This is a genomic window from Microcoleus sp. B3-D7, from assembly GCF_036705305.1.
Classification (GTDB): Bacteria; Cyanobacteriota; Cyanobacteriia; order Cyanobacteriales; family Microcoleaceae; genus Microcoleus.
On the sequence record NZ_JAUBUE010000027.1, the window covers coordinates 76963 to 94378 of the forward strand.

Consider the following 17416-nt stretch of genomic DNA (forward strand, 5'->3'; position numbering starts at 1 on the left):
GGTAAAAAATGATAATTTCAAGAAGTAATCTTGAATGTTCCCCAATTAGTGTATAATCTCAACATTGACTAATTCATAGTAGCGGAAAATGATCGATATCACACAAATAAGTAACTTTAAAGTCTTCCCCAAACATACAGGAGTTTGGGAGGGAACTTGGAGAATCCTCAATGCTGAGTTCCAAGAAACCCAGCGTTTTACAGCGGTGTTAACCCAGAAAATTGTTGATAACCAGTGGAGGCAAACTAACGTTCAAACTTATGCCAATGGCAAGAGTGAAACACAAAACTTTGTGGGTCATGTAGTCGGTGAAGGGCAAGTAGAAATTGAAAGTAATGACTCTATCTTTTCTAACTACAAGACACTAGCCACAGAAGTTGGAGATAATTTAATCGTTTTTCAAATATGGGACAAAGCAACTGGCATTCTCAGGGCTGTGGAAACAATCAATCTTGTCAGTTCCGATCGGCGAATTCGGACTACCCAAAGCTTGACAGAAGAGGGAAAACTCAGGGGAGTTATGGTGATTGTCGAACAAAAGATTGAGTAAAAGTTTTCACTGCTTATGTTACCCACTGATTTATTAAGTCACCGCCAAAATGGGGAATCAATCGTCCCCCTACGCCTCAAGATAGATGCTAAAAACTTGGAAGCAGCTACAGAAATGATCAACTGCTTCCAAGAGTCGATCGGCAAAACCCAAGGCGAACTCGACGGACGCTTGCTAGAATTAGAAGGCGACAGCCCGGATTATCGGCTGAAACGGGGATTAGCACACCTGCTGAAAGGCGGTTTCTCCACCTTGGAAGTCATCAGTCCCCTAGAACCCTCAGAGTTGAGACAGCGGGTTTTTGCATTGTCCGCGCGATCGACTCCCAGCCCTCAATCCACCCAATTAACCCTGGAAAAAGTAGCAAGTGAACTCAGCCAAGAGTTAAACAGAGAAGTTTTGCCTCACGAAATCACTACAGGTTTATACGCCGATTTAAACGAAAACAAAATCCTCACTGAGTTTAATGCACCAACTCCCGAAAACTTGCTTCACAAATACAATCTTTCTCAAGTTCAAGGCATATTTTACCGAGCAAGTCAAGTCCAATTAACCGCCCACCGCAACGATCCAGGAGAATACAAACTCTTATTTCGCTATCTGAAACTATTTCAATTAATGACTTACATCGAAGGCGATGCAGACCACGGTTTTACACTGACAATAGACGGCCCTACAAGCTTATTCAAACCCAGCACCCGCTACGGCTTAGCCCTGGCGAAAATGCTGCCCGCACTGCTGCACGTCACCAAATGGAGTATGCACTCGACACTGCACACAAAAGACCCTTTTAGTGGCGTTTTGAAAATAGGTAAATTTACCCTAAATTCCGACTGCGGTTTAGTCAGCCACTATCCCCCTGGCAAGCCTTATGATAGTATGTTAGAAGCCGCATTTGCTGAGAGATGGAATTCTACAAAAACCGAGTGGCAACTAGAGCGAGAAGTTGATTTAATTCCGATTCCAGGTAGTGTGATGATTCCCGACTTTCGGTTGGTGCATCCCGACGGGCGAGTATTTTTATTAGAAATAGTTGGCTATTGGCGGCCGGAGTATTTGCAAAAGAAATTTGCACAAGTACATAAGTCTGAATGCGATAACTTGATTTTAGCTATTTCCGAACGGCTGAATTTAGAAAAAGCCGGGGTGAATGTAAATGATGTGCCAGCAAAAGTAGTATGGTTTAAAGATAAATTGTTGCCCAAATCAGTCCTGGAAGTCCTCGAATAGTAACCAATCGGCGCCTCAGTTGCGAACTTCTTTATTTCTATCTCTCTGCGCCCTCTGCGCCCTCTGCGGTTCAAAAAAATCCTCTTCTATAAATGAAATCATCCTCAAAAAATATCGCACATTTCCAGCTATACTAAAATGGGAATTCACTCAAATCCTTGCCACCGCGTAGTCTCACCCTAAAACCGATTGAAAAATGGCAGACACAAGTATTGTCGAAAGAATCAAAAAGCTTTTAGCCCTTGCCACCTCATCAAATGAAAACGAATCGACTGCTGCGGCCGAAAAAGCTTCCCTTTTACTGGCACAATACAATCTCAGCCTCGCGGATTTAGGACCAAATCACCAAGAAGAGATTGACGAAGACTCTGTTGAAACAACATCGAAATTTGTAACTTGGAAAATGATGCTGCTGTCGGGAATTGCCGACGCTAACGGTTGCAATGCCATGCGAAATACTTATACGGGCAGTATGTTTTTGGTGGGAACTTCTACAAACCTGATTGTTTGCAAACATCTCTACGAGTATTTGAGTTCTGCAATTGAAAAAAGGGCTAAATACCGCAAAGGAAACGGCAGGGGGTTGGCGTATCTGAATGCTTTTCGGGTTGGATGCGCGACAAGGTTAAGACAAAGATTGTTGGAACAAAAACAGGAGATGGAAGAGTCGGGGATTCCGGGTTCGGGGGATGCGGCGGCGACTCCAGGGATTGTTGTGCGATCGATGTTTGAGAAAAATCAACAGGCGATCGCCGATTATCTAGAGGGCCGAGGGGTTAAAATTAGAACGAGAACAGATTCTCAAGTCAGCAGCGCAGCGGGTTTTAATTCTGGGTATGAAGTGGGCGACAAAATTAGTTTGCACAAGCAAGTGCAGCCGCAAGGGGATATGAAACAACTTAATGAATGTCTTTGAGTTCTCGATAGTAATTGATGGATAATCAAAACAGGGATAAACTTAAAGCAAATTACAAATTAGGTCTGATTATTCCGATTCTTCCGATTCATCTCGGACTCTGAAATAGTAAAAAAGATTAGCAACAGCCAAATCCGAGGCTTTTTCCAAGTTCGACGATACTAAACTTTTATGACCCGCTATATTCCCTTGCTCAATAATATAATCTTCGTACTCTTGACGCTGCTGCGGAGCGAGCATTAATTCGAGTTGAGTGCGAAGAGAATAAAAATGAGACTTAGGTCTCAAATTTTTATAAAATAACTGTTCATCCGGTATAGCTAAAGCTGTTGTGGATGAATTTTGTTCTCCAGTAACAGCTAAGTTTGATTTACTCAAATCAGCACTTTGTAACTGTTTTAATTCACTTGGTGGCAAAGATTTTATCCATTCAATCTGATTTTGCCAAGTGTCTAATGCGGCTAAATCGTGATTGTGAATTCGCGTGATTTCAGGAAACAGAAAATCTAGTTCGTCGTCACAGTCGCAGCCAGCAACTACTGTTAAGCCATCTTGACGGATTTGTTGTTGAAGCTGAGAGATACGATCGCCCGCAGCACCAAATTCATTTTGCACCTGATACGTGACAATAATACTTTGCTCGATCGCCCAACTGCACTCTAACCGGCGCAACTGTCCCGCCGCACAAGTTTCTGACAATAACTGCGGATTTCTGTAATCCGCTAAAGCTTCAAACAACATCCCCCGCGCCGCATCAATTTCAGCATTGCGGCGATTAATATCTTGCAGTTGCAAAGCCGATCGCATTCGTTGAATCGCTTGATTAAATAACCCGTAAGCCCGCACTAAGACTAGGCGATGGTTCTCAAATTTTATATCTGCAGCCACTTCGGAAATTAATTGCTTAATTTCCGCGCCTTGACCTTTCAAAAGTTGTTCTAAATTGATGAAACCATTTTCTACTTTAACTTCCAGCCTCGCAACCGCTTTTTTTAGTTGCAATGTCTGGTGCAAATTCACCGCAGACAAAGCTACCCCAGCCGCAACTCCCACACCAATGACGGCTGTTGTCGCTTGCAGCACGCCCAAACTGGCTTGGACGGCTTGAAAGCCCATGTGGTTTTGGTACATCTGCAAGCCTCCCATTGCAAGCTGCACGGGAGACACTAACGGCGATAGGGGGCTGTTGTTGACCACCGCGCCAACGGCGTGGGCCGCAAACTGTCCCGTCGCTGCATCTCTCGCCATGCCGATCGGCACTCCAGCAGATGTAAACACTTGTGCGTACTTACCAGCCTCAATCGCAGCCTGTACCGCCGGGGGAAATACAAAGTTCATCATCAATTTTTACCGTGTTACCAATCCACAGAATAACTAATATATTATGATTGTTTAAATAAAAAAAATTATCTAAAGGCGCGGCAAATGGACACTTCACTAATTAGTCCGCAAACGGTTGAGCTTATTTCCCGACTGACAGGGCAAAGCCTCCGAAAAGAGGATATTAATCCGCCCGTGCTTTTTCTGGCGGGATTGGTGACGGTATTGCTGGGAGTTATTCATGCCGACGGTACGGTTGGTGCTGAGGAAATCCAGGCGCTGCGGGCAACTTTGACGGAACTCATCCCCGCTAACAACAGTTTGCGCCAATTGGTAATGGCGATGGTTAAGGGCGTGCGAGATCAGCAAGTTTACAAGAAATTGACGGCGTTGCTGGCGCTGACAGCGTGTTTTTCTGAGGAGGAAAAACTGCTGCTGATTAGTTTTGGGTATCAAATGTCGGCGGCAGATGGGACAATAGATAAACGCGAAAAAGAGTATTTGACGATCATCGCCAACAAACTCGCAATTGAGGGGCGATTTTTGACTGTTTTAGAAGCGAGTTTTAGCAGTCAAGCAATAAGCGATACAGCAGCTTTAGCAGAAGTCCACTCGTTACTCGATCCAGCACGATTTCAATCTCTCGATTCTTTGTTTGTCCGTGCTGCCAGTCACATTATCGGACATTTACCAGCCAAACCGAAACAGCAAAAAAATCAAAAGCATTCAGTTTCCTCCTATCAGGAGTTGAAAAAGTTTCAGGAGTATCGAACACAACTGGATACAGTTTGTGGCAAACTACATTTAATTCTGCTCGATCGAATCGATCGCAACGTGCTCTCTCCTAATTTAACAGAAGAACTAACAAAGATATCTCGTAAATTAGAATCTCAATGTTTTCGCGTGGCTGTTGTCGGCGACTTTAGTAAGGGCAAATCAACCTTACTAAATGCTTTGGTGGGCGAGAAAATCCAACCAGTGAGGGCTACTCCCTGTAGCGGTACGGTGACTATTTTGAAATATGGCTCGAAGCGGCGGGTTATTTGTCACTACACAAATGGATGTAAGGAAGAGATTTCGCCGGAAGAATATAAAGAGAAAGCTGCTATTTCTAAAAAGGCGGCTTCTGGTTCTATTGCAGATGAAATAGCCAAATCGAAAATTGCAGAAATCGTTTTTGAGCATCCCGAATTAGAGTTGTGCAGCAATGGCGTAGAAATTATTGATACTCCCGGATTGAACGAACAAGCGGAACGCACATTGGCGACTCAGCAAGTTCTGAAAACGGCTGATGCTGTTATTTTTTTGACTCAGGCTCACAATGCTTTAACAAAGACAGAAGAAGAACTGCTTTTATCCTTGAAAAAAAAATTGAATTATGGTAAAGAAGATGAAGGTGCAAGAAACATTTTTATTGCAGTGAATTTTTTCGATTGGCTGGAGAGTGAAGAGGATCGCCAGGAGGTAAAAGAAAGGGTAGAAACAATTGTTAATGGGGCAAAACCAATTATTGCTGGTGAAAACCGGATTCATTTTATTTCTGCTCAATCTGCACTTGAGGCGATTTGGGACGGGACGGAAAATGAGTATGTGAAATCTTTTCAGGATTTTACCAAATCTCTCGAACAGTTTTTGACAGTTGAACGGGGGGCGATCGCACTTCAGCAGTCAGCATCTGGAATGAAGCAAATTATTAATACTGGCTGCGATGAATTGACTCAATATAGGGAAATGCTAGAAGGAAAGTTGACCGTTTCTGAAGGAGATAAGGCGAAGATTTTTGAACAAATAGCGGAAGTAAGTGGCCGCGATGTGAAAATCAAACTTTTAGCTAATGAACTGAGGGAGGAATCTGTAGAAGAAGCTATTGAATCTTGGAATGAATGGGTGGAAGGATTGGGAGAACGCCTGATGGCAAAAAGTCATCGCTGGACTTCCGAACACGGACACATCATGAGTCAAGACAAGTTGACTAAAGATTATGCAGATCAATTTGTACGAGACATCACCGAAGAAATTGATGACTGGGGCAATCAAAAAGTACAGTCTATGTTAAAACAAAATATGGGAGTGCTAGACAGCCAAATCGGTGAAGATATTTATGCAATACGGCAAGAATTTCAACAGTTTGACCAGCAACTCAGCACTAGCCTTGTCGCTCAATTCAATAACTTAGCAACAGCAGGTAGCTTAGGCGGAATTGGCAGCAGTGGAAGCGGAATAGCTTCATCAATTGGCGAGATTGAGGATGGTGGATTTTTTGGGGGTTTAGGAATTGGTGCAGCCGTTGGTGCTGCGTTGCTATTTTTTACAGGACTTGGTTTTATAGGAGTTGTTTTGGGTGGCTTAGCCGCTGGTGCTGGTGGCGGTTTGGGCTGGAGTTTTTTAGATGGCGATGCTGTTAAAGCTCAGATTAAGGAAAAAGTTTGTGAGTTAGGCTTTGAGAAATTTGGCGAATCCGCAGAGTCTATTTTTGAGAAGGTACAACAAAGAATTATTGCAGTATTTGACGCTCGCGCTGATGCGAATAGCGATGCGATGTCCAAAGCGATCTCCCTGTGGGAGAATTTATTAGAACAGCAGGAAAATCGCGATCGCCAAAATCAAGCAGAATGCGAGGCCAAAAAAGTTTGGCTGGCTGACAAACGTCGAGAACTCGAACAAGTACAAAATCAAATTGAAACAATATTAAATCAAAGTGCTCGCTAATTCAATGAGTAACGGGTAAGCGCGACAAAACCATAGTACGTTGTAAATACTATGGTTTTGTCGCATTGCGTGACAGTCAATAGTCCCACCGTCGCGAGTTAAAGTTTTCCCGCTGTCACACACCCTACGACTGATATCCTGCACAGAGTACGATCGCCCTCAATCAATCAATTCCGCTTCTTCAAAAATCAGTCTAGTCGTCAACTCCCAACCAGGCAGCAACTCATCTACAATTAGTGTATTATCCGTATAAACTTGGCTCAAACCATCGGTCAAAAAACTTTTAATTAAAATAGCCTCTGGATCGATCGCCCAAACTCGCGGAACTCCCGCCGCCAAATAATCTTTTGCCTTCTCTTCAAATTCCTGCATCCTTTTACCAGGAGAGATAATCTCAATCACCAGTTCAGGAATTGCGGGACAAGCTTCATTTTGCAGCCAACTTTTCGGCAGAGGCGCATAATAAATATAGGTCAAATCGGGAACAGGAACCCAATCTTTATCCTGACGTTTTAACAAAATTGCCCATTTTGGAAGCACTCGCCCGCGTCCTTTACACCATACACGAATCAGGCGACACAAAGCTCCCTGTAAACAGGAATGAAAAAATTTTGGAGACACTTTCGGAACAGCTTCACCATCTACAAACTCACAATATATATCTCCGTCGGGCAAAGCTAGAAATTCTGCTAAAGTGAGTTTGGTTCCGATGCCTACCATGACTCCCAGCCCTCTCGCTAATTAATTCAAATATCAATTATACAAAATTTCCAAACTTTCCTAGAAGTGCGATCGCCCTTCTCCCTCTATGCCAAAAGTGGAACAAGCGTCCCGACTGTGAATTTCTGTGAATTTCTGCGCCTCAAAAATCAAAATCCCAATTCCCCAAAAACAATAGCAGGGCCGGCCATCCAGCCGCCCCACCTTCCCCAAAAGCCCCAAAACCATTCACTTCAACCAAGCCGGATGAGCCATCAAAGCTGCAAACGGCTGCACTCCTCGCAACTGATTTGACAGTGGCAAATGCCCTCTCGGGGCGCTCAAATCCCAGATAAACTCTTGCGGGTAGCGCGTCCAATTATTTCCCTTTTTCCAGCCAATTAGCGGCCACAATTTATCCCAATTCTTGCCCGAACTCAGCCAAATTTCCCGCTGCACTGAAAAGCCAAATTTACCTTCAGAATGAACTTTCCACAGCGTATTAATTGTTTGTAAATCCGCCACCGGCAAACTCTCAACTTGTGTAAAATACAGCCACTTTCTCTGCAAAGCTGTATCACCCGCCAATTCACAAAGCTTGTCTAAAGTCAAGCGATCGGCTTCTTGAAATTCCTGTAATGCCAATAATTGTTGCAGCGGAGTGTAATCAATGTTAGAGTCCGATCGCAGCGGCACAAGCCCAGTCGGAAAATTCGCTTGCAAAAACTCCCTCGCTCTCGGAGAATTAGCACTGTAAAGAATTTGGTAAGCTTTACCCATTACCGCAGTCGGTGCATCTGACTTGCGCTCTAATAAAAATTCCATCAATACATCCCAACCGGAATCTGCTATTTGTTGTTGCAGCAGTTGCAGTTGAGTTTTTTCCGAACCCGACCTCAACTGAGAGCGGAGTTCGGCTGTATCGGCCGCCGAGTCTAGAGGAGAAGTAGAAATCGAGTCAGTCATGAGAAACTATCAGCTATCAGCTATCAGCTATCAGCGATTAGCTGAAGCCCTGGTTTTCCCCCATTGTACAATGGTACTGACTCCGATTCACTTCTCTGTACTCGGATGCCTGCGCGCAACGCCGCCTGGTTTAGCCGATCGCCCCCACCCTCTTCGCCAATGGCAGCAATAGCAAATAAGTCTACCATCTGAATTTTACGATCGATGCCATGTCAAAGAGTTTTTCTTGAACCTAGTCGTCCACGATCGAAACCCATGCAGGGAAGGAAGGGGGAAAAAAGTTTATGTCATATTCCGAGTCTTCCCACTCTTTGACCCAAAGCGGCACGGCGCCGGGGCTAGGAGTTGCAGAAAAGGTGCGTTCTTTGGCTTCGATCGAGTGAAATAGCTGTTTTAAAGTATCTCCCCGATCCAAAGCTTCGCTGAGGATGTCGTCCAACTCAGGATCGACCCGTTTGACGCGGTTTTTGTCCTCCTCCAGCCACAGAAGTTTCAAAGACTTCAGATCTCTCGGACTGAGGATGCTCTTGTAGTACACGCGCTTAAGGGTCGCTACGGGTTCCAACGAGCGTTCGATCCGGCGAATTTGCTGAACTCGCAGGTAGTGCCATTCCGCTAAACGCTTGCGTTCCGAAGGCGGGAGGGTTCCCTTCCCGGCTGCGTGTTTGTAGTCGTATTTAATCAAACTGCAAGCCATATTGGCTAGCAGGTGAATCAACTGTTTTTCTTTGGGTGTCGCCTGACGCCGTTCCTGGGTTCGTGTCAATACGCGCTGTCTGCGGGTAGTTTCGAGAGTATTTTCCATTGGGTTTTTACGATATCAAATACGATTGTGCCAGATCCAAATCCCGAACATCAGAAGGTAAGGAAGTTGATAGGCGGGGAAACTCCACCGACAGACTCGCCTTACCTGTTTATTTTCCCATTCACCGTTCTCTGAAACTGATCCCCACCCCCGGGATTAGGTAGACCGATATTGGGATCGAGTTTTAACCGCCTCGATCAGAGGCGGTTGCGACAACAAATGCCACCACAACCACAACCACAACCGCACAAGAGCAAACCACACAAGAGCGCCAATTATTTCCTGCCTTTACCCGTTTTTACCTCTTCTTGGTTTCCATCCTCATCCGTTCCAGTGTAGTTAAAGTCCGGACGACTCTCCCAAGCCGTCAAACTGCTGGCTGATGAATGTTGTGGGGCGATCGCTGAAGCGCTGGCGCTGCCTGCCTGGAAAAAGCCGAAGCCAGCCGAGGCAATTACCCCTAATACTAAGATGCTGTTTTTCATGTTCGATGACCCTGATTTCCCTAGATTGAAACTTTTTGGCTAACCCGATCTGTCAGAAATGGGTTGATGCAATAGCCCACTTGTCTTCTGATAAATCTGCCTGCCATAATCAATTCAGACAGGCACACCCGCTTGCGATCGGAAACGCCGGAAGTGACGTGTTACTAACGTCCACGATCATCCATCAACCCGAATTTTTTGGGTAGTGGAGCGAAAGCCATCAGGGCGTCGATCCATCAGGGAGTTATGCCATCAGGGTGCTAATCCATCGGGTAGTTAAGCCATCAGGGCGCATCTTCTACAATTAGCCACCGACTTAACTTTTATAGTTGAGTAAGTGGTTAGCCTGGTACTGACAAAGCCTTTAAGAATTAAACTTTTTGTGGATGCATCCTGAAAAGTTTGTTCTTTAGGAATCCCCGAACGCGAAAGCCCGGGGAAAGTCAGCAGCATGGAATTCCATGCAATCTAAGTCAACTAAAAAAACGCAGATTAACGATATCTCCCACTCAAGCAGTCCTCAGCAAAACGCTGGGGTTTTTTATTGACAGCCATTCTTCAGCGTTTTTCTCTAGCATCCGTCAGGCGGAGCTGAAGGCAGAAGGTAGACGGCGGTGTGGTTATGAGTTTCCCTGCCAACATCATACCACCGGGTGATCTTTAAAGTATTATTGTAAAAAAATGTGAAAAAAAAGGGCGTTTTAGGGTTCTCAATCCGATCGAGTGAAAATTCATCAATTATGTGAACGAGTGTAAAAAATTAAGTGGCGGGCTACAATTGAGCCGATCGTAGGATTTGGGGCGAACGCTTGCAAAGATACGGTAAAGATTGACAAGAACAAAGCTGAGCTAGTAGACAATAGAGAAAGAGGAACAAAAATTTTCCACGATAGCAAGCTGGCAATAATTCCACTTTGTAACCTTTCGAGCGCACAGCATAGGGGTGTAAATCTTGATGAATTCCCAGATGACAGCAGAACTCAACTCAACGTACCACTATCAAGTCGGAGGATATTTGCCTGCCGGTGCGCCCACCTATGTCAGGCGATCGGCAGACAGCGAGCTCTACGAAGGACTCAAAGCCGGAGACTTCTGCTACGTGTTGAGTTCGCCACAAATGGGCAAGTCCAGCCTGCTAGTGCAAACGGCCAAAAGGTTGCAAGCCGAAGGTACAGTTTTTGCCGCCATCAACTTGAGAAGCATCAGCAGCCCAGATATCTCTCCCCAAAAGTGGTACGCAGGAATCATGTACCGCATGGCAAGCAGTTTACACATCACAAACAGGTTTGATGCCATCAAGTGGTGGAACGATCGCGAACTGTTATCGCCGGTGCAGCGATTGGAGATATTTATCGAAAAAGTTTTGCTCAAGTCACTTCAGCAAAATCTGGTAATTTTCATAGATGACATTGACAGCATCAGCAGCCTAAATTTCAGTACCAGCGATTTTTTTGCTTTGATCCGGGCTTGTTACTCGAAACGGGCAGAGCAACCGGAATACGATCGCCTGACTTTTGCTGTTATGGGAGTAGCAGCCCCCTCTGAATTGATCCGAGATCCAAGATGCAACCCTTTTAATATTGGACGCCAGATTCATTTAAGTCGATTCCAACTGCACGAAAGTTTGCCGTTAGCAAAAGGATTAGCGCTGAAAGCTTTTCGCCCCCAAAAAGTGCTCCAAGAAATATTAGCTTGGACGGGCGGCCAACCGTTTCTCACTCAAAAAGTTTGCCACTTGGTACTTGAATACGGGCCTTTTATCGGCAGAAATTCCGAAGCTAAGCAGGTTGAAAAACTGGTCAAACACAGAATTATTAAAAATTGGGAAGAAGAAGACGAACCCCAACATTTGATACCCATACGCGATCGCATTTTCCATAGCCACTGCGACCTCACGCGGCTGTTAACGCTGTACCAGCAAGCTTTGCAACCGCCCCAGCCAACAAACATCGGGGAATCGCAGGGAGCACCAGCAGATTACTCTGCCGAAAAAATCGAATTGCAACTGTCAGGACTGGTTGTTAAATCTCACGGTAAATTAATAGTTTCCAACCTAATTTATCAGTCAGTTTTTAATCGATTTTGGGTAGAAAAGGAGCTGGGAAAATTGGCTCCGTACCGCTCCGCGCTAGCAGCATGGCTGGCTTCAGACCGCGAAGATGAATCGCTGTTATTGACAGGGGAAAGTTTGCAGTCAGCTTTGGATTGGGCTGCGGACAAACAATTGAGCCAAGAACACTATTGGTTCTTGAATCCCGATCGAACTTTGGGGGAAAAACCGACCGTGGTTGTCGCACAAGTTGCAGACAGCAGCGTAGACACAGATGCAGACAGCAGCATCCTCACCCCGCCCTCAGAGAGTGTTCCAATTGGCAGCAACGAACAGAGATTGTACGATCACATCGTCTCCTGCGTGGAAACAGAATCCCCCGCACAGGTGATCGAGCGGTTCCGAAAGCTATTTATCGACGGCATGGGCTATCCCGATCGAGAGATTGAAGCAAGTTTGTATAGTATAGTCTCCGTCAAGCGATCGGATCAGGACTTTAAATATCTCCTCCACCGCTGCTGCTACATCCCGATCAACCGCTGGCAATTGCATTCCCAAAACCAATTCGCGATCGCCAAGTTAGTAGCTTTATTTAAGCAGAATTCTCCCCGATTCGGGATGGAATTTTACATAGTCAAGCGCTTGCAAGAACAAATAAATTTCTTTACTAATAGTGAAGAATTCCAGACCATAGAGCGCTTAGTAAAAGCCTTAGATAGAGAGGCGGAACAGCAGAAAAAAGATACAGATTCTCCTTTGGGCGAATTGATCTGTCGGTATCCTTATTTGTACGGCCATTCTCTACTGAGCAAGGACAGCATTGAGGAAGACCAACAAACCATCAAACAACTGGCTTTTCAAAGACAGCGGCAATTTGAAACACATTTGTCTCAATATTTGAATTATATGGTTGAGCCGAGAAATACAGAAATAGGAATTGTGCAGCGGGCACCTAATCCCACACTTTTGAACGATGCAGAACTGCACTTAGCGGTCAGGGAATTTGCGGGAAAAGTAGCAGGCGATCGCAGCTACAAAGAAGCGGCTCAATTTTTCTTAAGAGATTCCCGAAAGACTCCATCTTACGGCTCATTTAAAGTGGATTTATATGAATATTTAATATCGTCGATCGAACCAGAATACGGCGGTCGTCAATTTAATGACCGTTTGTACAAACAAATCAAAAATACATTGCGAGAAAATGACTCGGTGAAATTCAATAATCCATTGTTAGTTCGTACTTGCCACCAGTTGTTCAACTTCTTAGTAGTGGAAAATTCCCAACATCCCAGCCACTACGTTTTTTACGATTTAGTGTATAACCTCGGCGCCAGCCGGACAATGGGTTTACTGATGAAACTTGTACTGCTTTCGGGCAAAGTCAAACCTGAGTTGGAAAAGCGATTTTCTATTTTGTTCAATCACTATGAAGGTAAAGCTTCTAATGAAATTATGTGGTTTGTCAAATCCTTGGAAAATTTCAATGTGGCTTTGGTTGTGAATTTTGGTAAGACGGATTTGTCTTTAGTTAAACAGCATCTTATTTTGAATTAAAAAATTACAAAAGCGCTAGATCAGCGTGATAGCTTAGGATTAATTAAAAAACCTCACGGAAAAAAAATAAAAGCATTGGAAGTCAGAGCAACGAGCGACGAAAAAGGTCAATTTATTCTCAATAGACCTTTAACCGCAAAAACTCCGGGTCCCGTGCGAATCCTCGTCCTTTTTCAGGAATCTACAGGTGAAGCTGAAGAAGACCCCGAGGATACTTTATCTGTGAAGCGAAGCTATCCCGAAGGGAATCGCGCAAATATCAGCCTCAACGAAATGCGCAACATCATCGCCGACTTTGATGAAAACGAATAGCGGTGTATTATTAACTCTATGATTAGCTATCTCAAAGGCACAGTCGCCGATATCGCCAAAGGCAGCAACCGCGTCATATTGACTCTCGAAGTCAATCAAATCGGCTATGAAATCCAAATTTTGCCCCGCGTGACCGGTCAATTGCCAGCATCCGGCGAAGTCGCCCAAATTTTTACCCACCAGCAAGTTAAGGAAGACCAAATCGTATTGTACGGTTTTGGCAGCGCGGCAGAACGCGATTTGTTTCGGCAGTTAACGAGTGTTAGCGGTGTCGGTGCTCAACTGGCGATCGCACTTCTGGATACTTTAGGATTACAAGATTTAGTCCAGGCAATCGTCGGCGGTAACACCCGCATCCTTGCCAAAACTCCGGGCGTGGGAACAAAAACCGCAGAACGTCTCGCCCTGGAACTCAAAAGCAAACTCTCGGAATGGCGACAGCAAGCAGGTTTGACAACTTCAGTCGCCGCCGGAGTCCCCCCAGCTATTCAAGAAGAAGTCGAGATGATCCTGCTGGCGATGGGATACACTGCGGCGGAAGTCTTGCAAGCGCTGCAAACCCTTAGTCAAGACAGCACTTTATCCGCCAAAGGTAATGCCGATGATTGGATACGTGAGGCGATCGCCTATTTGAGCCGATAATCCCCTACAACATCCAAAAACCGGGAATAAAAACCAAAATTCGGTCGGGCCAACAAACCCATCCCTGGCAAAAATTTTATCGTTATTATGCTTCCCCTGTGATAACATTGGAGATTGTGACAATCGTACAAAAAAAACTAAAATCAATTCATGGCTCTTACACAACAGCGCAAACAAGAAATCATGGGCGACTTCCAAACCCATGAAACCGATACGGGTTCAGCAGATGTCCAAGTCGCCATGCTGACCGATCGCATCACAAAACTCAGCGCCCACCTGAAAATCAACCAAAAAGACTTCGCCTCCCGCCGCGGTTTGATGATGATGATCAGCCGCCGCAAGCGCCTGCTAGCATACATCCAAAGGGAAAATGTCGAGCGCTACAAAGCATTGATTGCCCGTCTAGGCATTCGCGGCTAAACACCAAAGCCAAAATTTGCGACAATATTCTTTAATCTTGGGCAAACACCAAGACTTATTGAAAAATGTTCGAGATTTCAGGTTAGAGATAAAATATGTCCTCCGAACCACCCCGCAAGCGCTTGCCCTTTGAACCGGCAACGAATCGTAAAAAAACGCCTAAAAAGCCCCCAGAACCCCAAGCAAGCGTAGCCTTAGAGTCGGATTCTGCCGACAAGCAGCCCAAAGCTAACAAAACCGGAAAACAGGCGCAATCCATCCCAGAAGTAGTCAGTCAACGCATGATATCTCGCATAGCGGTATTCTGCGGCATACCTACCCTATTGGGAATTTGCACATTTTTTGTAAGCTATTTGGTAGTCAGCAAGGGCTTGTTTGATTTGCCCAACACAGCAGTATTGCTGGTAAGCATGGGCTGTTTTGGTCTAGGCGTTCTGGGATTAAGCTACGGAGTCCTCTCGGCTTCCTGGGATGAAGAAATTTCAGGAAGCACTCTGGGGTGGGAAGAATTTAATACCAATTTTGGACGGATGCGAGAAGCGTGGCGCGCCGCGAAGCCAAAAAGTTAGTCATTAGTCATTAGCTAAAAACTAAGCTGTTAACCATTAGCGAGTTTGTATTTGGGGAGGGAACAAGAACCCGCCCCACAACAATGCTAAAAATACTGATATAAATAGATTCTCGATCGCCATTGCATCTATTTTTCTCAGTGCATCAGAGTCATGATCCGTTTCTAGCCCAACTAAAAAGGCAAAAAAAATATGATTATTGTAATGAAAGCCGGCACTCCAGAAGCCGAGATTGATCGACTAGACGAAGACCTCCGCACTAACTGGGGTTTGATACCAGAAAAAATCGTCGGCCGTTACAAAGTTGTTATGGGTTTGGTAGGCGACACCGCCGAGCTCGAACCCATGCAACTGCGCGAATTGAGCACCTGGATTGAAGAAGTGCTGCGTGTGGAAAAACCCTACAAACGCGCTTCTCTGGAGTACCGCCAAGGAGAACCCAGCGAAGTAGCGGTTGCTACTCCTTTAGGAACTGTAATGATCGGCTTACATCACCCGATCGCGATCGTAGCAGGCCCTTGTTCGGTCGAAAACGAAGAAATGATTGTCGAAACGGCAATGCGCGTCAAAGCTGCTGGAGCTCATTTTCTCCGTGGTGGCGCGTACAAACCGAGAACTTCCCCCTACGCTTTCCAAGGCCACGGCGAGAGTGCTTTGGGATTGCTAGCTGCGGCGCGGGAAGCTAGCGGTTTGGGAATTATTACCGAAGTTATGGATGCGGCCGATTTAAGTGCGATCGTGGAAGTAGCCGACGTGATCCAAGTCGGGGCGAGAAATATGCAGAATTTCTCACTGTTGAAGAAAGTCGGAGCTCAAGACAAACCAATTTTGCTGAAGCGCGGCATCTCGGCCACCATTGAAGAATGGTTGATGGCTGCTGAGTATATCATGGCTTCTGGCAATCCGAACGTGATTTTGTGCGAGCGCGGAATTCGCGGGTATGACAGGCAATATACCCGCAATACGCTTGATTTGTCGGCAGTACCAGTATTGCGGACTCTGACTCACTTACCGATTATGGTTGACCCAAGTCACGGCACCGGTTGGGCGCAGTTTGTACCGTCAATGGCGTTTGCTTCGATCGCCTCTGGTACTGATTCGCTGATGATTGAAGTGCACCCGAATCCGAAAAAAGCTTTGTCTGACGGGCCACAATCTTTAACACCGGATCAGTTCGACAAGTTGATGGAAGAATTGGCGGTGATTGGTAAAGTCATGGGTCGTTGGTCGCAGCCCGTGCCAGTTTTGGCATAAAAGCAGGCGAAACGCCTAACGTAAAATGCGATCGCGGCAGGGCTGTTTCATTCTCGGGTGCGATCGCCAAAAGTAAAAGCGATCGCGCTATCTGATAAGATTTTTAGCGATCGCTTAACAATCAATATATATGCTGACTCTAATCCCCTTTTGGAAACAAGTCAATTCCCCACGGAAAAAAATTAGGAAAAAGACACCCATTATCGCTGATATTACTATTAGTTGTTTTGGGACTAATGTTCGGCTATTTTGGATATAAAGATCTAGAAACCTTTGCTAAGTATAACCAAAAACTGATCGTTAAAACTTTTCCTCTAACAATCGACCGAGTCCCCTCTTATTCTCAGTAGCTAGACAAAATTAATTACATAGTTTTTTCCAAATTATTTCAGGATTTTTTTCACATATGTAATACCAATTGGGTTTAATAATGGCACAATTCTTCAAGCTCCTTGTTGGTTATCGGGATGAGCAAGATGCCTAGAGTCCAATGTCACTGAAAAAGTCTCTATCGCCTAGCCTGTTTACCTTTTAAGATAGAGCGAGGTTCCTGCATTCGGGGATAGGGCTTCGGTGTGTGTTTCAACACCCTAGAGCGCCAGTCCAGTAAAAGAGGTTGACAAAAAGCCAAAAATATGATGGTGTATAAAAAACTAGCTGGGAAAGCGCGTGCGATCGAAGTAAAAGTAAGCTCTTGGGGGTTGCTAGCACTGGCTAGAGACGAAGAATGGTCGAGCGAGCAATCCACACGCCTGGATGCGTGGTGTCCTGCATACAAGTCGAGCGAAAAATATTAATCCCCAAGGCGCACACCCGCAGGTTCGAGCAAACAACCCAGGCGTAAACTACCCAAAAACCAAACAATGCGTCCACCAATCTGGAATCCCCCCATCGAATTGTCCGCAAGCGAACAAAACGTAGCCTCGCGCATTCGG

The 17416-nt window shown here is 45.3% G+C and carries 17 protein-coding genes; 11 read left to right on the forward strand and 6 right to left on the reverse strand.

Annotation, left to right across the window (positions count from 1 at the left end; translation table 11 throughout):
• Positions 1-88 precede the first annotated feature (88 nt).
• The 3 genes from QUB25_RS18520 to QUB25_RS18530 all read left to right on the forward strand — a co-directional run bounded on the left by QUB25_RS18520 (position 89) and on the right by QUB25_RS18530 (position 2696).
• Complete coding sequence (locus QUB25_RS18520; protein WP_333184953.1) at positions 89-550, forward strand: DUF3598 family protein; 462 nt, start codon at positions 89-91, stop codon at positions 548-550.
• Between the two features lie 15 nt (positions 551-565).
• On the forward strand, positions 566-1780 hold the full coding sequence (locus tag QUB25_RS18525; protein ID WP_333184956.1) for a DUF790 family protein: 1215 nt from the start codon (positions 566-568) through the stop codon (positions 1778-1780).
• A gap of 196 nt (positions 1781-1976) precedes the next feature.
• Complete coding sequence (locus tag QUB25_RS18530; RefSeq protein WP_333184959.1) at positions 1977-2696, forward strand: DUF2786 domain-containing protein; 720 nt, start codon at positions 1977-1979, stop codon at positions 2694-2696.
• Between the two features lie 69 nt (positions 2697-2765).
• Here QUB25_RS18530 and QUB25_RS18535 read toward each other — a convergent pair whose 3' ends face one another.
• Complete coding sequence (locus QUB25_RS18535) at positions 2766-4037, reverse strand: hypothetical protein (protein WP_333184963.1); 1272 nt, start codon at positions 4035-4037, stop codon at positions 2766-2768.
• Positions 4038-4121: 84 nt separating this feature from the next.
• Between QUB25_RS18535 and QUB25_RS18540 the strand changes: the two genes are divergently transcribed.
• The gene (locus QUB25_RS18540; protein WP_333184966.1) at positions 4122-6725 is read left to right on the forward strand and encodes a dynamin family protein; all 2604 of its coding nucleotides are present in this window, start codon (positions 4122-4124) and stop codon (positions 6723-6725) included.
• Positions 6726-6884: 159 nt separating this feature from the next.
• On the opposite strand, the gene QUB25_RS18545 is transcribed toward QUB25_RS18540, so the two are convergent.
• The 5 genes from QUB25_RS18545 to QUB25_RS18565 all read right to left on the reverse strand — a co-directional run bounded on the left by QUB25_RS18545 (position 6885) and on the right by QUB25_RS18565 (position 9680).
• Positions 6885-7445, reverse strand: coding sequence for a Uma2 family endonuclease (locus QUB25_RS18545; protein ID WP_333184968.1), 561 nt, complete (start codon positions 7443-7445; stop codon positions 6885-6887).
• A gap of 228 nt (positions 7446-7673) precedes the next feature.
• Complete coding sequence (locus QUB25_RS18550) at positions 7674-8390, reverse strand: GUN4 N-terminal ARM-like repeat domain-containing protein (protein ID WP_333184970.1); 717 nt, start codon at positions 8388-8390, stop codon at positions 7674-7676.
• Between the two features lie 23 nt (positions 8391-8413).
• Positions 8414-8578 (reverse strand): hypothetical protein, encoded by a 165-nt coding sequence (locus QUB25_RS18555; RefSeq protein WP_333177198.1) that lies wholly within the window; start codon positions 8576-8578, stop codon positions 8414-8416.
• 44 nt (positions 8579-8622) lie between these two features.
• A complete protein-coding gene (locus tag QUB25_RS18560) occupies positions 8623-9195 on the reverse strand; it encodes a hypothetical protein (RefSeq protein ID WP_190661921.1) in 573 nt (190 codons plus the stop codon).
• A 275-nt stretch (positions 9196-9470) separates the two neighbouring features.
• Complete coding sequence (locus QUB25_RS18565; protein ID WP_333061254.1) at positions 9471-9680, reverse strand: hypothetical protein; 210 nt, start codon at positions 9678-9680, stop codon at positions 9471-9473.
• A gap of 955 nt (positions 9681-10635) precedes the next feature.
• Between QUB25_RS18565 and QUB25_RS18570 the strand changes: the two genes are divergently transcribed.
• The 7 genes from QUB25_RS18570 (at position 10636) to QUB25_RS18600 (ending at position 17278) form a co-directional block, all read left to right on the forward strand.
• Positions 10636-13284 carry an AAA-like domain-containing protein gene (locus tag QUB25_RS18570; RefSeq protein ID WP_333184976.1) on the forward strand — a complete coding sequence of 883 codons (2649 nt, stop codon included), beginning with the start codon at positions 10636-10638 and terminating at the stop codon, positions 13282-13284.
• Positions 13285-13359: 75 nt separating this feature from the next.
• Positions 13360-13596, forward strand: coding sequence for a hypothetical protein (locus tag QUB25_RS18575; protein ID WP_333184978.1), 237 nt, complete (start codon positions 13360-13362; stop codon positions 13594-13596).
• Positions 13597-13614: 18 nt separating this feature from the next.
• Positions 13615-14238, forward strand: a complete 624-nt coding sequence (gene ruvA, locus QUB25_RS18580) for a Holliday junction branch migration protein RuvA (RefSeq protein WP_015174486.1) — start codon at positions 13615-13617, stop codon at positions 14236-14238.
• 150 nt (positions 14239-14388) lie between these two features.
• Entirely contained in the window at positions 14389-14658 is a 270-nt protein-coding gene (gene rpsO / locus QUB25_RS18585; protein ID WP_333037652.1) for a 30S ribosomal protein S15, read from the forward strand.
• A 95-nt stretch (positions 14659-14753) separates the two neighbouring features.
• On the forward strand, positions 14754-15227 hold the full coding sequence (locus QUB25_RS18590) for a PAM68 family protein (RefSeq protein ID WP_333184982.1): 474 nt from the start codon (positions 14754-14756) through the stop codon (positions 15225-15227).
• A 192-nt stretch (positions 15228-15419) separates the two neighbouring features.
• Positions 15420-16481 (forward strand): 3-deoxy-7-phosphoheptulonate synthase, encoded by a 1062-nt coding sequence (gene aroF / locus QUB25_RS18595; protein ID WP_333184985.1) that lies wholly within the window; start codon positions 15420-15422, stop codon positions 16479-16481.
• Between the two features lie 635 nt (positions 16482-17116).
• Complete coding sequence (locus QUB25_RS18600) at positions 17117-17278, forward strand: hypothetical protein (RefSeq protein WP_333184988.1); 162 nt, start codon at positions 17117-17119, stop codon at positions 17276-17278.
• Positions 17279-17416 lie beyond the last annotated feature (138 nt).

What these genes read in the sequence shown, in the direction of transcription:
- QUB25_RS18525 (WP_333184956.1), top strand. Translation starts at nt 566, where the DNA reads ATGTTACCCACTGATTTATTAAGTCACCGCCAAAATGGGGAATCAATC.
- QUB25_RS18550 (WP_333184970.1), bottom strand. Translation starts at nt 8,390, where the DNA reads ATGACTGACTCGATTTCTACTTCTCCTCTAGACTCGGCGGCCGATACA.
- aroF (WP_333184985.1), top strand. Translation starts at nt 15,420, where the DNA reads ATGATTATTGTAATGAAAGCCGGCACTCCAGAAGCCGAGATTGATCGA.
- rpsO (WP_333037652.1), top strand. Translation starts at nt 14,389, where the DNA reads ATGGCTCTTACACAACAGCGCAAACAAGAAATCATGGGCGACTTCCAA.
- QUB25_RS18530 (WP_333184959.1), top strand. Translation starts at nt 1,977, where the DNA reads ATGGCAGACACAAGTATTGTCGAAAGAATCAAAAAGCTTTTAGCCCTT.
- QUB25_RS18545 (WP_333184968.1), bottom strand. Translation starts at nt 7,445, where the DNA reads ATGGTAGGCATCGGAACCAAACTCACTTTAGCAGAATTTCTAGCTTTG.
- QUB25_RS18560 (WP_190661921.1), bottom strand. Translation starts at nt 9,195, where the DNA reads ATGGAAAATACTCTCGAAACTACCCGCAGACAGCGCGTATTGACACGA.
- QUB25_RS18535 (WP_333184963.1), bottom strand. Translation starts at nt 4,037, where the DNA reads ATGATGAACTTTGTATTTCCCCCGGCGGTACAGGCTGCGATTGAGGCT.
- QUB25_RS18555 (WP_333177198.1), bottom strand. Translation starts at nt 8,578, where the DNA reads ATGGTAGACTTATTTGCTATTGCTGCCATTGGCGAAGAGGGTGGGGGC.
- QUB25_RS18565 (WP_333061254.1), bottom strand. Translation starts at nt 9,680, where the DNA reads ATGAAAAACAGCATCTTAGTATTAGGGGTAATTGCCTCGGCTGGCTTC.
- ruvA (WP_015174486.1), top strand. Translation starts at nt 13,615, where the DNA reads ATGATTAGCTATCTCAAAGGCACAGTCGCCGATATCGCCAAAGGCAGC.
- QUB25_RS18600 (WP_333184988.1), top strand. Translation starts at nt 17,117, where the DNA reads ATGATGGTGTATAAAAAACTAGCTGGGAAAGCGCGTGCGATCGAAGTA.
- QUB25_RS18520 (WP_333184953.1), top strand. Translation starts at nt 89, where the DNA reads ATGATCGATATCACACAAATAAGTAACTTTAAAGTCTTCCCCAAACAT.
- QUB25_RS18540 (WP_333184966.1), top strand. Translation starts at nt 4,122, where the DNA reads ATGGACACTTCACTAATTAGTCCGCAAACGGTTGAGCTTATTTCCCGA.
- QUB25_RS18570 (WP_333184976.1), top strand. Translation starts at nt 10,636, where the DNA reads ATGAATTCCCAGATGACAGCAGAACTCAACTCAACGTACCACTATCAA.
- QUB25_RS18590 (WP_333184982.1), top strand. Translation starts at nt 14,754, where the DNA reads ATGTCCTCCGAACCACCCCGCAAGCGCTTGCCCTTTGAACCGGCAACG.